Source organism: Serinicoccus sp. CNJ-927, from assembly GCF_001942435.1.
Classification (GTDB): domain Bacteria; phylum Actinomycetota; class Actinomycetes; order Actinomycetales; family Dermatophilaceae; genus Ornithinicoccus; species Ornithinicoccus marinus.
In genome coordinates this window covers 89,398-103,250 of the sequence record NZ_MKKF01000050.1, presented here as the reverse complement: position 1 = coordinate 103,250, position 13,853 = coordinate 89,398, and the positions used below count along the sequence as shown (strand labels likewise).

Below are 13,853 nucleotides of genomic sequence, written 5' to 3'. Positions count from 1 at the left end.
GGCGCGGTCAGGCGGGACGCACCTGCGTGCGGTCCGGCTGGTCGCCCTCAGCCGTCCGCGCCTCCACGGTGGGCACCTCCCAGGTGTGGACCGGGATGTTGTCCTCCGAGTTGTCCAGGTAGTGCCCGAACATCGCCGTGAGGGCCTCGTCCCGGCCGTAGCCGGCGTCCTCGTAGGCCTCGGTGACCGCGACCTGCCAGCTCGCACCGTTGGTGCCCGCCCGGCAGCGGCCCTCGATGATCGACAGGTAGTGGTTGCGCACCTCGCGCCGCAGCCCGAGCGCCGCCAGCCCGTCGTCCGCGACGGAGAGCAGGTGGTCGGCGACGAGGTCCACCGCCGCGAGCCGCCCCAGCCCCGGCCAGGTCTGCGTGGCATGGATGCCGTGCTTGGCGGCGTCCAGGAAGTTCCGGTCGGCGTCGGCGAAGGGCATCTTCGTCCAGATCGGCCGCCCGCTCGTGGTGAAGGACTCCAGCAACCCGTAGTAGAAGCACGCGTTGGCCACCGTGTCGACGGCGGTCGGGCCGGCCGGGAGCACCCGGTTCTCCACCCGCAGGTGCGGGACGCCCTGGGACATGTCGTAGATCGGACGGTTCCACCGCCATACCGTGCCGTTGTGCAGCTTGAGGTCGGACAGCTCCGGCACTCCCCCGGCGGCCAGCACGGCCTTGGCGTCCTCGTCCGAGGCCTCGGGCAGCAGGGCCGGGAAGGAGCGGACGTTCTCCTCGAAGAGGTCGAAGATCGAGGTGATCCAGGACCGCCCGAAGTAGGCCCGGGGCCGCACCCCCTGGTGCTTGAGCTCGATCGAGCGCGTGTCCGTCATCTGGGTGAACAGCGGGATTCGGGTCTCGGCCCACAGCCGCCGGCCGAAGAGGTAGGGGGAGTTCGCGCCCATGGCGATCTGGAGGCTCGAGATCACCGTGGCGGCGTTCCAGTAGACCGGGAAGTCCAACGGCGTGACCTGCTGGTGCAGCTGCACCGAGGTGCACCCGGACAACGGCCCGATCGTGTCGTGGTAACTCTCCACCCGCTCCCCCGTCGGGCCCTCCAGCTCCAGCTCGAAGCCCTCGCCACGCTCCCGGATGAGCGAGTCGTTGAGCGCGGTGTAGCGCACCCCCTCGGACAGCCACGGCGCGTCGAAGAGCTCGGCACGCAGGCTGGGGATGATCCCGATCGAGGCGACCCGGCAGGTATGCGCCCGCGCGGCGTCCCCGGCGCTTCGCATCGACTGCGACAGCCAGCGCTCCAACCGGACCGCCTGGTCCCCCGCCATGGGTCGCGGCGGCACGTTGAGCTCGATGTTGTAGCGGCCCACCTCCGCCTGGAAGTCGCCCTCGCCGATGTCGGCGAGGACCTCCTGGTTGCGCATCGCCGGGGTCAGGCCCTCCTCCTCGACGAGGTTGAGCTCGATCTCCAGCCCCATCTGCGGTCGGGTGAAGTCGAACCTGCTCCCCTCGAGCATCTGCTCGAAGCAGTCGAGGTCGTCACGGACCTTGGCCCGGAACGCCAGGCGCTGCTCCCGCGTGAACTCGCTGCGACTCACCTCTTGGCCCATGCGCAGAATCCTCACACACTGTGGCCTGCATCACCACCCATCCCCCGCCCCGGAGTGCGGTCGGCTTCCTGGGCCTTCATCGCCCTGGAGAGCGATGAAGGGTGCAGAAAGACGACGTTGGTCCGCGCGGCAGACCGCGGCTTCAGTCCTCGAAGGCCTCCGGGGGCGGGCAGGAGCAGACCAGGTTGCGGTCGCCGTAGACGCCGTCGACCCGCCGCACCGGCGGCCAGTACTTCCGGTCAGGGTCGACGCCCGCGGGGTAGGCCGCGGTCATCCGGTCGTAGGCGAGGTCTTCGCCCCACTCCCCCGCGAGGCTGAGGGCGGTGTGCGGGGCTCCGCGCAGGGCGCTGTGCTCCACGGTCCCCGCGGCCTCGTCCATCTCCGCACGGATCGCGATCATCGCCTCGATGAAGCGGTCGATCTCCTCGAGGTCCTCGGACTCGGTGGGCTCCACCATGAGCGTCCCCGCGACCGGGAAGGACATGGTCGGGGCGTGGAAGCCGTAGTCGATGAGCCGCTTGGCCACGTCGTCGACGGTGACGCCGGTGCTCTTGGTCAGGCCCCGCAGGTCGAGGATGCACTCGTGCGCCACCAGGCCGTGCTCGCCGGTGTAGAGCACCGGGAAGTGCTCGTGCAGCCGCCGGGCGACGTAGTTGGCGCTCAGGACGGCCACCTGCCCGGCGCGGGTCAGCCCCTCGCCGCCCATCAGCCGGATGTAGGCCCAGGGGATCTGCAGGATGCCGGCCGACCCGAAGGGCGCCGCGGAGATGGGCCCGGGCCCGCTCTCGGGCCCGGCCTCCCGGTCCAACGGGTGGTTGGGGAGATAGGGCGCGAGGTGCTCCCGCACCCCGACCGGGCCGACGCCGGGGCCTCCACCGCCGTGCGGGATGGTGAAGGTCTTGTGCAGGTTGAGGTGGCTGACGTCGCCGCCGAACTCGCCGGGCTTGGCGATGCCGAGCAGCGCGTTGAGGTTGGCGCCGTCGACGTAGACCTGCCCCCCGGCCTCGTGCACCAGCTCGCACAGCTTGGTGATGGTGTCCTCGTAGACGCCGTGGGTCGAGGGATAGGTGACCATGATGGCGGCCAGCTGGTCACCGTGGGTCTCGATCTTGGCCCGAAGGTCGTCCAGATCGACCTCGCCCGATCCGGTGCTCTTGACCACCACCACCTTGAGCCCGGCCATGACGGCGCTGGCGGCGTTGGTGCCGTGCGCACTGGCGGGGATGAGACAGATCGTGCGCTGGTCGTCGCCGCGGTCCAGGTGGTACTTCCGGATCGCGAGCAGACCGGCGAACTCGCCCTGCGCGCCGGCGTTGGGCTGCAGCGACACCCGGTCGTAGCCGGTGATCTCCTCCAGCCACCCGCAGAGCTGGTCGATGAGCTCGCGGTACCCCCGGCTCTGGTCGGCCGGGGCGAAGGGGTGCAGCGAGCCGAACTCCGGCCAGGTCACCGCCTCCATGGTGGTCGTCGGGTTGAGCTTCATCGTGCAGGAACCGAGCGGGATCATCCCCCGGTCCAGGGCGTAGTCCTTGTCCGCGAGGGTTCGCAGGTAGCGCAGCATCGCCGTCTCGCTGCGGTGGCTGGTGAAGACCGGGTGGGTGAGGTATGCCTCGTCTTCCCGCCGCGCGAGGTCGCCGTGGTCGGGGGCGGTGTCCTCGTCGACGGTGACCGTGTCCGGGTCCGCGCCGAAGGCGGCGGCGACGGCCCGCAGGTCGTCCTCGGTGGTGAGCTCGTCCACCGACAGCAGCACCGTGTCCTCGTCCGCCCGCCACAGGTTGATGCCCCGCTCGAGGGCGTCGGCGAGCACCTCGTCCGCGCGGCCCGGCGTCCGGACGGTGAGGGTGTCGACGTAGCGGTCCACGCCCAGCTCGAGCCCGGCGCCGGTCAGTGCGGCGGCGAGGGCCCGGGTCTGGGCGTGCACGCGGGCGGCGATCCGGCGCAGCCCGTCGGGACCGTGCCAGACGGCATACATCGAGGCCATCACGGCGAGCAGGACCTGGGCGGTGCAGATGTTGGAGGTCGCCTTCTCGCGTCGGATGTGCTGCTCGCGGGTCTGCAGCGCCAGGCGGTAGGCCTGCTTGCCGTCGACGTCCTTCGACACCCCGACGAGGCGCCCCGGCAGCGTGCGCTCCAGCCCCTCGCGCACCGCGAGGTAGCCCGCGTGCGGGCCGCCGAACCCGAGCGGGACACCGAAGCGCTGGCTGCTGCCCACCGCGACGTCGGCGCCCCACCGGGCGGGCGGGGCGAGCAGGGTCAGTGCGAGCAGGTCGGCGGCGACCGTCACCAGCGCTCCCTCCCCGTGCGCGGCCTCGGTGAGTGCGGCGAAGTCCCGCACCTGGCCGTCGGCCCCGGGATACTGCACGACGACGCCGAAGACGTCCCGGTCCCCTGCCGCCCCCCGCAGACTGTCGGCGTCGGTCACCGTGGTGACGTCGGTGGTCACGACGTCCCAGCCGATGGCGGTGGCCCGCGCCCGCACCACAGCCTCGGTCTGGGGCAGCACGTGCTCGTCGAGGAGCAGCACGGCGTCCTGCGCGACCTTGCTGCTGCGTCGCATCAGGGCCATGGCCTCCGCTGCCGCGGTGCCCTCGTCCAGCATCGAGGCGCCGGCCACGGCCAGACCGGTGAGGTCGGTGACCACGGTCTGGAAGTTGAGCAGCGCCTCGAGCCGCCCCTGGGAGATCTCGGGCTGGTAGGGCGTGTAGGCGGTGTACCACGCGGGGTTCTCGAGGATGTTGCGCAGCACCACCGGCGGTGTCTGCGTGCCGTAGTAGCCGAGCCCGATCATGGGGGTGACCACGGAGTTCTTGGCCGCCAGCGCTCGCAGCTCGGCGATGACCGCCTGCTCGCTCGCGGCCGCCTCGATGTCCAGCGGCACGTCGCCGCGGATCCCCTCGGGCGTGGCGGCCTCGACCAGCGCCTCGAGGCTGTCGTAGCCGACCACCTCCAGCATCCGTGCGACGTCGTCCGGCCGCGGACCGACGTGACGACCGACGAACTCGGCGGTGGGGTGGCTGGTGGTCACGCTCATGCTCATGGGACGGACTCCTTCGGGCGTGGGCCTGCGCGGGCACCTCCCCCTCTGCCGGCCCCGACCGGGGCGTTCCAGAGCTGCCTGCTTCGCGTGGTCCTGGCGCCTGAGAGCTTGCTGGGGAGTTTGCCCCTTCGGCGCCTCACCGCATGCCGGAGAGGACTCTCCCACGCGACGTCGTCGGCCTGCTCAATCTAGCACCGGGGCCACGTCACCGTCGCCGCAGCCCGGACGCCTCAGGAGGTCTTGCGGGCGCGGCGGCGCGCCGACAGCTCGTCACCCGGGTGGTCCACCGGGACCTCGTCGGCCCGCTCGCTCGGCAGCTCGGCGAGCTGCCCCTCGACCTCGCGCCAGACGCTGCCGACCGCGATCGCGAAGACGCCCTGCCCACCCCGGACCAGGTCGATGACCTCGTCGTAGGTGGTGAACTCGTAGACGCTGGCGCCGTCGCTCATGAGCGTGATGCGCGCCAGGTCCTGCACGCCACGCTCCCGCAGGGCGTTGACGGCCACCCGGATCTGCTGCAACGAGATGCCGGTGTCGAGCAGCCGCTTGATGATCTTGAGGACGAGGATGTCCCGGAAGCTGTAGAGACGCTGCGTGCCCGAGCCGGAGGGGTTGCGCACGGAGGGCTCCAGCAGCCCGGTCCGCGCCCAGTAGTCGAGCTGGCGGTAGGTCACGCCGGCAGCGCCGCAGACGGTGGGACCGCGGTAGCCGATGGCGTCGTCGAGCGCTGCCGTGTCGTCGGAGAACAGCAGCCCCTGGGCCGGGCCCTCCCCCGCCCGGCTGGTCGGTCCGCCCGGCGCATCTGCTCCAGCGTTCACCGGTCCTCCTCGATGATGTGACTCGTGTGACTCGTGTGGTGCACACCGTGACGGTATGCCGCGGTCGCCCCTCGGTCAACGGCGCCACGCCGGGACCTCATCGGCGCCCCTCCTCGTCGCCGCGGTCCGGGGACTCCTCGAAGTCCTCGGCCGACACCTCGTCGAGGAACTCGCGGAAGCGCTCCACCTCGTCCTCGTCCTCCTCCTCGACGGCCATGGTGACCCCGACCTCGTCGAGGAGGTCCTCGGTGGTAAGGATCGGGGTCGCCGAGCGCAGGGCCAGCGCGATCGCGTCGGAGGGTCGGGCGGACAGCACGGTGCCCCCGTCGAAGTGCAGCTCGGCGTAGAAGATGCCGTCCTGGAGCGCGGTGATCCGCACCTGCTCCAGCCGCCGCCCCAACGCCTCGATCACCGACACCATGAGGTCGTGGGTGAGCGGTCGCGGCGGCTCCACGGCCTGCTGGGCATAGGCGATCGCCGTCGCCTCCGGCGCGGCGATCCAGATGGGGACGTAGCGCCGCCCGTCACGCTCACGCAGCAGCACGATGGGGCTGTTGGTCGGCATCTCGACCCGGACTCCGAGCACGTCGAGCTCTTTCACCCTTCCCACGGTACCGCGCGGCCCCCGCCCCCCGCGCGCGCAGCGCCGTGCTCAGCGTGACTGGTTGAGCCCGGACCGGACCAGCGCGACGTGCAGCGCGAGCGTGCGGGACAACAGCTCGGCCTCGCGCTCGGCCGGGTCCGGACCTGACGCACCTCGGGCGCGCCGGCGCCGCAGCGGCTCCAGGAGCTGCTGCGTCAGCCCGATCTCTCGGTCGGCCGCGACCCGGAAGAGGCGCAGGTGCCGGGCCTCCAGCCCGAAACGGGCCAGCGCTACGGCGGCCTCCGCCACGTCGACGTCGTCGGCGTGGTGCTTGCCCCCGGCGTCGGTGCGCAGCAGGCCGAAGGACGTGAGCTGGGTGTAGGCCGCGCTGTCCAGCCCGGTGCGCTCCCGCAGCTCCAGGGGGGAGAGCCGCACCGCGCGGCGACGGCGCAGTGCGCCCGCGCTGAGGTCCGAGACCGGCGCGTGCGCCGCAGGCTCGGGCGCCGGGGGCGGCGCGGGCGAGGAGGCGTCGGCCTGGGGGGTGGGCCCGGTCAGACCGGGGACGTCCAGGCCACGGTCGAGCCGGTCCAGCGCGTCCTTGATGACCTTGTGCGGCCAGAACCGGTCCCGCTGGGCGGTGAGGATGAAGCGCAGCCTGGCGATATCGGCCTCGGTGAACAGCCGGTAGCCGGAGGCGCGCCGCTCGGGGCTGATCAGCCCTTCCTGCTCGAGGTAGCGGATCTTGGACTGGGTCAGGTCGGGGAAGTCGCCGTGCAGCTCGCCGAGCACCGCACCGATGGACACCCCGCCAGGGTGCGCGACCGACCTGCCCGCGCCGGCGTGGTCGGGGGCGGCTGAGGTCACGAGCGCCCGCGGTAGTAGACCAGCCGGAACTTGCCGATCTGCACCTCGTCGCCCTGGTTGAGCGGCATCTCCTCGATCCGCTGGCGGTTGACGTAGGTGCCGTTGAGGGACCCGACGTCGCGCACGGCATACCCCTCCTGCTCCTTGACGAACTGCGCGTGCTTGCGGGAGACGGTGACGTCGTCGAGGAAGATGTCGCTGTGCGGGTGCCGCCCCGACGTCACCTCGTCGGCGTCGAGGAGGAAACGCGCGCCGGTGTTGGGTCCGCGCAGCACGATCAGCAGCGCGGTCCCGGGCCGCAGGGCGTCCACGGTGCGCTGGTCGTCGGCCGAGAGCCGGGGCGCCTCGTCGTCGAAGGTGTACTCCGCGGCGGGAAGGTCCGTACCGCCCGGGATCCGGGCCGTGGTCGGGTCCGAACCCAGGTCGTGGTGCTCACGGTCACGATCGTCGCCACTCACGGTGCTGACCTCCTCGTCGGTGGGATGGGATGGGACTGCTGCCCGGCGGACGAGGGTCCGTCGGTCCACGGGCCTCACTCTACGTCAGGCCGCCGACAGGTCAGTCGAGCTGGCCCTGGTAGGCCTCGGCGTCCAGCAGGGTCTCCAGGACCGAGGGGTCGGAGAGCTTCATCTCATACATCCAGCCCTCGCCGTAGCTGTCCGTGTTGACCAGCTCCGGCGTCGCGTCGAGCGCGTCGTTGACCGCGGTGACCTCGCCGGCCAGCGGTGCGTAGATGTCGCTCACCGACTTGGTCGACTCCACCTCGCCGCAGGAGTCGCCCGGGGCGACGGTGTCGCCCACCGTGGGCAGCGAGACGTAGACGACGTCCCCGAGCGCGTCCTGCGCGTAGGACGTGATGCCGACCCGGACGGTCCCGTCGCCGACGTCACGGATCCACTCGTGGTCGGTCGTGTAGCGCAGGTCGTCGGGGTAGTCCAGGCTGCTCATCGCTCTCCTCGGCTCGAACACGGTGCGCCGGCCGGGACGGACGGCGGTGTCGCTGCGGCCCGACCTCAGGGATCCCCCGTCGCGGGCACAGGCTGAGCGTAACGAGGCTCGATCGGCTCGTGCAACGCGTCGATGACCACCGTGTCCGCCTCGACGACGGTCACCTCGGCCCCGACGCTGCGCAGCGAGTCCGTGAACCCCCCGGGGATGGCCATGGCCCCGGCCAGGGTATGCGCGTCCCCCACCGCCGTGATGGTGTAGGGCGAGCCCAGACGCTGCCCGTCCAGCAGGATCTCGCCCGCCTCGTCGGTGCTCACGTAGGAGGAGGCGACGACCCGGACCGTCCCGACCTGGATGGCCTCGGCGCCGGCGTCCCGCAGCTCCTGGATGCCGTCCAGCACCATGGTCTGGGTGACGACCGAGCCGCCGTCGTCGACGAGGACGGTGATCCCGGGGCCCTGGACCGGCACCGTCCCGGCGAGGATCTGGTAGGACTCCAGCCGCTGGCGGGCCGCCTCCGCGGCGACGTCGTCCCCGTCTGCGCCCAGCAACCGCTCGCGGTCGGCCTCGAGCTGGTCGACCTCCTCCCCCAGCGACGCTGCCCGGCTGGTCACGTCGTCCAGCAGCGCCACCAGCTCGGACTCCCGCAACTGCTCCAAGCCGGCCTGCTCGGTGACCCTCGCCTGGGCCACCAGGGCGACACCCAGGAGACCGGTCAGCAGGGCTGCGGTCAGCTGTCCCTGGGTCGCGCGGAATCCGCCGAGCCGGCGCAGCCGCCGTCGGGCCTCCGCGGTGGTGGGGGCCGCGCGTCGCCGGACGCGGCCCAGCCCGGCGAGGCGACGGGTCCGCTCCGGATCCGGGGCGAGGTCCGAGGCCTGGTCGTCGGTCACCTCAGGCCCCCAGGAGGTGCCGTCGGATGGCCGCGACGTTGGAGAAGATCCGCAGCCCCAGCACGACGACGACACCGGTGGAGAGCTGGGCGCCGACCCCGAGCTGGTTGCCCAGGAAGACGATGAGCGCGGCGACGACCACGTTCGACAGGAACGAGATGACGAAGACGCGGTCGTTGAAGATGCCCTCCAGCGAGGCCCGTGCCGCCCCGAAGACGGCGTCGAGCGCGGCGATGACCGCGATCGGCAGGTAGGGCTGCAGCCAGGTCGGGACCTCCGGGCTGATCACCAGCCCCAGGACGACGCCGACCAGCAGACCGAGGACAGGGATCATCGTGGCTCCTCGCCTCGAGGGTGACGGTCGGGCAGCACGCCGGGGGTCGGTGCGGGGGGCGCCTCGCCGGAGGGGATGGTGCCCAGCCGGGTCGAGAGCCGCACGCCGGGACCGACGGTGAGCTCCCTGGCGGCGGTCACCTCGGAGCGGAGACCGAGCTGGCGCTCGATCTCCTGGAGGTAGGCCCCGGTCGCCCCCGAGGTCAGCTCGGTCGTCAGCTCCTCCGGCGCGCCGATCGCCACGATGTCGTAGGGCGGGGTGAGACCCCGGAAGTCCACGATGATCGCCTGCCCGGCGAACCGGATGGCCGAGGTGCTCGTGAGCCGGTGCCCGTCGACGGAGACGGCCTCGGCGCCCGCCCGCCACAGCCCGTTGACGACCAGCTGCAGGTCCCGGGAGTTGATCCGCTCCGGCTCGGCGTCCTCGCCCGGGGTGTCGTCGGCGGGCTGCTCTGCGTCGTAGAGGGTGATCTGCACGCCCGGGCCGGTCACGGCGGTGCCCCCGGCCCTCACGGCGGCCGCCGCGATGGCGTCACCGGAGCCCCCGCTGTCGGCCACGATCGCCGCCCGCTCCAGCTCGCCCACCTCGGTGCGGAGCGCGTCCACCTGCACGCTCCGCTCGTCGCCGACCCGCTCCACCTGCTCGATCCGCTCGACGAGCTGGGCGCGGCCGGCGGCCTCCGCGGGGTCGGGGGTGCGCAGCGTCACCGCCGCCGTGGTCAGCAGGACCCCCAGGACGAGCGTGGTGCCGAACATCAACCAGGTCCGCGTGCCGGACGACGCGGGGAGCCCCTGCTCGGTGCGCGACCGGGCCGCCGAGTCGTAACCCGGGCCGAGCGGCGGGTCGAGCACCTCGTTCAGCAGCGCCATCGACGCCGCGGGGTCGGGGTCGGCCTGGCCCCGTCGCCACCTCACCGGACCACTCTCCCGGCGTCGCGACGCTGGCGCACCATGTGGGCCACCTGCCAGCCGTAGGTCACGCCGGTGACCCAGTAGAGCACCGTGCCCCACCACACCAGCGCCCAGCCGCAGGCCAGCGAGAGCACCGTCCACCACCCCTCGACGTGCCCCAGCAGCAGCAGGGGGAAACCGCCGAGCAGGTTGAAGGTCGCCGCCTTGCCGATGAAGGTCACCTCGGGGATCGGCAGCGCGTGGCGCCGCACGACGGGGTACATCAGGACGATGAAGGCCTCCCGGGCGAAGAGCACGGCCACGAGCCACCACGGGATGACCGAGACGGCCGCGAGACCGAGCACGGTCGCGGCGATGTAGAGCCGATCGGCGACCGGGTCCAGGACCTGCCCCAGCCGGCTGGTCAGTCCGTAGTGCCGCGCGATCTTGCCGTCGGCGAAGTCGGAGCTCCCGCCACCACGAGCACGAGCGCCGCCCAGCCCAGCTCGTGCCGCAGCAGGCTCCAGACGAAGACGGGCACGAGGGCGAGACGGACCATGGACAGCAGGTTGGGCACGGTCCAGAGCCGGTCCGTGACGGGCAGCACGCGCTGCTCCGGCGCCGGACCGGGCCGATCCCCCTGGACGCCCGTCATACCCCGGAAGTCTAGGCGCTCGGGTGACCCCGCCGACCCGGCGACGCGCCCCCTACCGCGGTTGTGACGGGTCTCTCACCAGTGCTGCCGGCGCGTGCTCCCGGTGGGGTGCGGGGAGCCTGCCGGCGAGCCAGACCCCTGCCAGGGCGTAGCCGAGTCCCACCACCCAGGCGAAGACCTGGATCAGGAGCAGCGACCAGCCCACGAGACCTTGACCCGCCACCCCGAGCGCGAGCCGCTGCACACCCCATCCGGCGACCGTGCCGAGCACCACGAGCGCCATCGCGAGGAGCAGCAGCCGTGGTGCCGGCCCGCCGGTCAGGCGGACCAGACCGACACGTTCGCCCACCAGGACCGCGGCCGCGACCAGCGCCACGCCGAGCAGCAGCCCCGACAGCTGGTAGGACAGGCCCGCCACCCAGAACACCCCCTGCTGCAGCGGCGTGTCGGGGGTCGGCCGCCACAGGGCCACCTGCGGCAGGGTGAGCAGCAGACCCACGACGACCATCCCGGCGATCCATCCCCAACGACGTGCCATCCGCCCACGCTAGCGCGACCGCAGGGCTCAGGACAGCGGCCCCGCCCTCAGTCCTCCTCCCGCCGGAGGGTGAGCCGCTCGCCGCGGACACCGCCCATCCACAGGTCCTGGCAGGCGGCCGCCATCTCGGCCAGACCCTCGACGACCTCACCGAAGACGTTGCCGGGCACCCATCCCGGGTCGCCGTCGAAGGTGAACCAGCACAGGTCGCCCGGGATCGGGGTGATCGTGGTGTTCTCCCGGCCCGGCTCGTGCTGCCACCCCGGGTGCGGGAGCAGGGTGTAGATCTCGTTGCGGGCGTACGTGCCGTGGTAGACCTGCGCGCTGGTCGGCAGCAGGTCTCAGACCGCGGCGCAGGTGCGCGGCGCCTCCTCGTCTTGGAGGCGGGCCCGGCAGGTCACGCCGTGCTGCTCGAGGGTGACGGTGACGAATCTGCTCATGCCTCTTCTCCTCGCTCTGCTGACGGGTCGGACAGCATCGGGGGCAGCCCGACCGGGGCCCGCCGCTCGACCGCCCGGCCCACCCGGAGCACCAGGCGTCCGCGTGCCGGGCCCCGACCACCTGCAGCCCGATCGGGCGACCTTCCGACGTCGTCCCGCACGGCACCGACAGCGCCGGCTGCTGGGTCATGTTGAAGGGGTAGGTGTAGGGCGTCCACGACGTCCAGAGTGCGTCGTCCCCGCCAGGGGCCTGGTGCCCGAGCTCGAAGGGCGGGATCGGCATGGTGGGGGTGAGGAGCACGTCGTAGGTCTCGTGGAAGAGCCCCATCCGCCGCCCCAGGTCCATCCGGACCGCCGTCGCGTCCAGGTAGGCGCTCGCGCTCGCCCCGGCGCCGTGACGCAGCACCGCCTCGCGCAGACCCGGGTCCACTCGCTCCAGGGCTCCGGGGCCGTAGCCCTCGATGACCTTGGCGGCGCCGCTGAACCACAGCACGTGGAAGGCGTCCACGGGGTCACTGATGCCGGGGTCCACCTGCTCCACGCGGGCACCGTCCTCGGCGAGCCGCTGCGCCGTGGCCAGCACCGCCGACTCGACCGCCGGGTCGTTGTCGACGTCCAGGCCGAGGCGCGGCGAGATCGCCACCCGCAGGCCCGAGACCCCGTCCTCGAGACCCTCCCGGAACGACCCGCTCGGCTCGGGCAGCGCCGACCAGTCGCGCGGGTCGGGGCGGCCGACGAGGTCGAGCAGGAGCGCCGCGTCCGCCACGCTCGTCGTCATGGGTCCCGCGTGCGAGAGCGTGCCGTAGGGGCTGGCCGGGTAGAGCGGGATCCGGCCGTACGTCGGCTTGAGCGCGACGGTCCCGGTGAAGGAGGCCGGGATGCGCACGGACCCGCCCCCGTCGGTGCCGATCGACCAGGCACCCATGCCGAGGGCGACCGCGGCCGCCGCTCCCCCGCTGGACCCGCCGGCGGTGAGGCCGGGGTCCCACGGGTTGCCCGTCGGTCCGTGGCGGAGCGAGTCGGTGACCCCCTTCCACGCGAACTCGGGAGTGCTGTTCTTGCCGAGCAGGACGCACCCTGCCGCACGCAGCCGGGCGACGGCTGGCGCGTCCTCGGTCCAGTCCTGCGGCTGCCCCTGGTCGATGAGCAGGCTGCCCCGCAGCGTGGGCCAGCCCCGGGTGAGCAGGATGTCCTTGATCGTCGTCGGTATGCCGTCGACCGGGCTCAGCGGGGTGCCCGCCGCCCAGCGCCGGGTCGCCTCCCGCGCGGCCGCGAGCGCGCCCTCGCGGTCCACCAGGACCATCGCGCGGACGACCGGGTCGAAGCGGTCGATCGCCTCCAGGGCACGCTCGGTCGCCTCCAGCGGCGTCGACGTGCCCGAGGCGAAGGCCGCGGACAGCTCAGAGACGGTCGGTCGGACGGACGTCATGGCGACCCCGTCGCCTCGGCCCCGGGGACGTAGCCGAGCCGGGTGTCTACGACGCCGGTCAACGGCTCACCCGCGCGCCACCGCCGCAGGTTGGCGACGAACTGCTCGGCCAGCCGGTCCCGCCAGCCCGTGACGTCTCCCGACAGGTGCGCGGAGACCACCAGCCCCGGCGCGTCCCACAGGGGCGAGTCGTCCGGGAGCGGCTCGGTCTGGAAGACGTCCAGCGAGGCTCCCGCGAGGCGGCCCGCGCGGAGCGCCGAGAGCAGGTCCGCCTCCACCAGGCTCGCCCCCCGACCGATGTTGACGACGTGGGCCTCAGGGCGCATGGCGGCGAAGACGGCGGCGTCGAGCAGCCCTCGCGTCGCCGGCGTCAGCGGCGTGGCGTTGACCAGGTGGTCGGCCCAGCCCACGTGCTCCGCCAGCGCGTCGCTGCGCACCACGGTCCCGAAGTCGGGGTCCGCCGCGCGCTCCCGTCGACCCGCCCCGCGCACCTCGCACCCGACGGCGCGGAGCAGCCGGGCGATCTCTCGGCCGATCCCCCCGGTGCCGACCACGAGCACCCGCTGGCCGCGCACCAGGGCGGTCTCCCGGTGGGCCCACTCGTGGTCCCGCTGCAGCCGCATGCTCTCGTGGAGCCGCTTGGCGTGGGCCAGGATGCTGGCGAGGACGAACTCGGCGATGGGGCGGTCGAAGACCCCGTGCGCGTTGGTCACCATCACCGGCGAGGCACGCAGCTCGTCGAAGAGCAGTGAGTCCACCCCTGCTGCGGCGACGTGGATCCACTCCAGCGAGTCGGCCGCCGACCAGGCATTCTCGACCGCCGCGGAGAAGAAGTCCCACAGGAGGAGTGCCCGGGCGCCGGGAGCGCCGTCGCC

General features: G+C 72.7%; 13 protein-coding genes, 2 pseudogenes and 1 riboswitch. All 15 genes and pseudogenes read right to left on the bottom strand.

Features of this window, described 5'->3' with window-relative positions; all coding sequences use genetic code 11:
• Positions 1–7 precede the first annotated feature (7 nt).
• The 15 genes and pseudogenes from BJF86_RS14825 to BJF86_RS14755 all read right to left on the bottom strand — a co-directional run bounded on the left by BJF86_RS14825 (position 8) and on the right by BJF86_RS14755 (position 13,736).
• On the bottom strand, positions 8–1,552 hold the full coding sequence (locus BJF86_RS14825; RefSeq protein WP_075820038.1) for a glutamate--cysteine ligase: 1,545 nt from the start codon (positions 1,550–1,552) through the stop codon (positions 8–10).
• Between the two features lie 142 nt (positions 1,553–1,694).
• Positions 1,695–4,583, bottom strand: a complete 2,889-nt coding sequence (gcvP, locus tag BJF86_RS14820) for an aminomethyl-transferring glycine dehydrogenase (RefSeq protein WP_075820230.1) — start codon at positions 4,581–4,583, stop codon at positions 1,695–1,697.
• Between the two features lie 84 nt (positions 4,584–4,667).
• Positions 4,668–4,763: riboswitch (glycine riboswitch) on the bottom strand.
• 56 nt (positions 4,764–4,819) lie between these two features.
• Positions 4,820–5,407 carry a MerR family transcriptional regulator gene (locus BJF86_RS14815; protein WP_075820036.1) on the bottom strand — a complete coding sequence of 196 codons (588 nt, stop codon included), beginning with the start codon at positions 5,405–5,407 and terminating at the stop codon, positions 4,820–4,822.
• Positions 5,408–5,504: 97 nt separating this feature from the next.
• On the bottom strand, positions 5,505–6,008 hold the full coding sequence (locus BJF86_RS14810; protein ID WP_075820034.1) for a bifunctional nuclease family protein: 504 nt from the start codon (positions 6,006–6,008) through the stop codon (positions 5,505–5,507).
• A 51-nt stretch (positions 6,009–6,059) separates the two neighbouring features.
• The gene (locus BJF86_RS14805) at positions 6,060–6,854 is read right to left on the bottom strand and encodes a MerR family transcriptional regulator (protein WP_075820032.1); all 795 of its coding nucleotides are present in this window, start codon (positions 6,852–6,854) and stop codon (positions 6,060–6,062) included.
• A complete protein-coding gene (locus BJF86_RS14800) occupies positions 6,851–7,312 on the bottom strand; it encodes an FHA domain-containing protein (RefSeq protein WP_022923920.1) in 462 nt (153 codons plus the stop codon). Before BJF86_RS14800 ends, BJF86_RS14805 begins: the two co-directional genes overlap by 4 nt.
• Positions 7,313–7,412: 100 nt before the next feature.
• Entirely contained in the window at positions 7,413–7,802 is a 390-nt protein-coding gene (gene gcvH, locus BJF86_RS14795) for a glycine cleavage system protein GcvH (RefSeq protein ID WP_075814230.1), read from the bottom strand.
• Between the two features lie 65 nt (positions 7,803–7,867).
• The gene (locus BJF86_RS14790) at positions 7,868–8,692 is read right to left on the bottom strand and encodes a DUF881 domain-containing protein (RefSeq protein ID WP_083653177.1); all 825 of its coding nucleotides are present in this window, start codon (positions 8,690–8,692) and stop codon (positions 7,868–7,870) included.
• Position 8,693: 1 nt separating this feature from the next.
• Entirely contained in the window at positions 8,694–9,026 is a 333-nt protein-coding gene (locus tag BJF86_RS14785; RefSeq protein WP_075814232.1) for a small basic family protein, read from the bottom strand.
• Positions 9,023–9,940: a DUF881 domain-containing protein gene (locus BJF86_RS14780; protein WP_075820030.1), complete on the bottom strand. Its 918-nt coding sequence runs from the start codon at positions 9,938–9,940 to the stop codon at positions 9,023–9,025. The genes BJF86_RS14785 and BJF86_RS14780 overlap by 4 nt, the downstream gene beginning before the upstream one ends.
• Positions 9,937–10,475: pseudogene (locus BJF86_RS14775) on the bottom strand (CDP-alcohol phosphatidyltransferase family protein). Before BJF86_RS14775 ends, BJF86_RS14780 begins: the two are co-directional and overlap by 4 nt.
• 148 nt (positions 10,476–10,623) lie before the next feature.
• Positions 10,624–11,109, bottom strand: a complete 486-nt coding sequence (locus tag BJF86_RS14770; protein ID WP_143553869.1) for a hypothetical protein — start codon at positions 11,107–11,109, stop codon at positions 10,624–10,626.
• A 47-nt stretch (positions 11,110–11,156) separates the two neighbouring features.
• A complete protein-coding gene (locus BJF86_RS19645) occupies positions 11,157–11,396 on the bottom strand; it encodes a DUF3830 family protein (protein ID WP_321166209.1) in 240 nt (79 codons plus the stop codon).
• 304 nt (positions 11,397–11,700) lie between these two features.
• Positions 11,701–12,978, bottom strand: a pseudogene (locus BJF86_RS14760) (amidase); the annotation flags it as partial.
• Entirely contained in the window at positions 12,975–13,736 is a 762-nt protein-coding gene (locus tag BJF86_RS14755; RefSeq protein ID WP_321166206.1) for a D-2-hydroxyacid dehydrogenase, read from the bottom strand. The pseudogene BJF86_RS14760 and the gene BJF86_RS14755, both read right to left, overlap by 4 nt.
• Positions 13,737–13,853 lie beyond the last annotated feature (117 nt).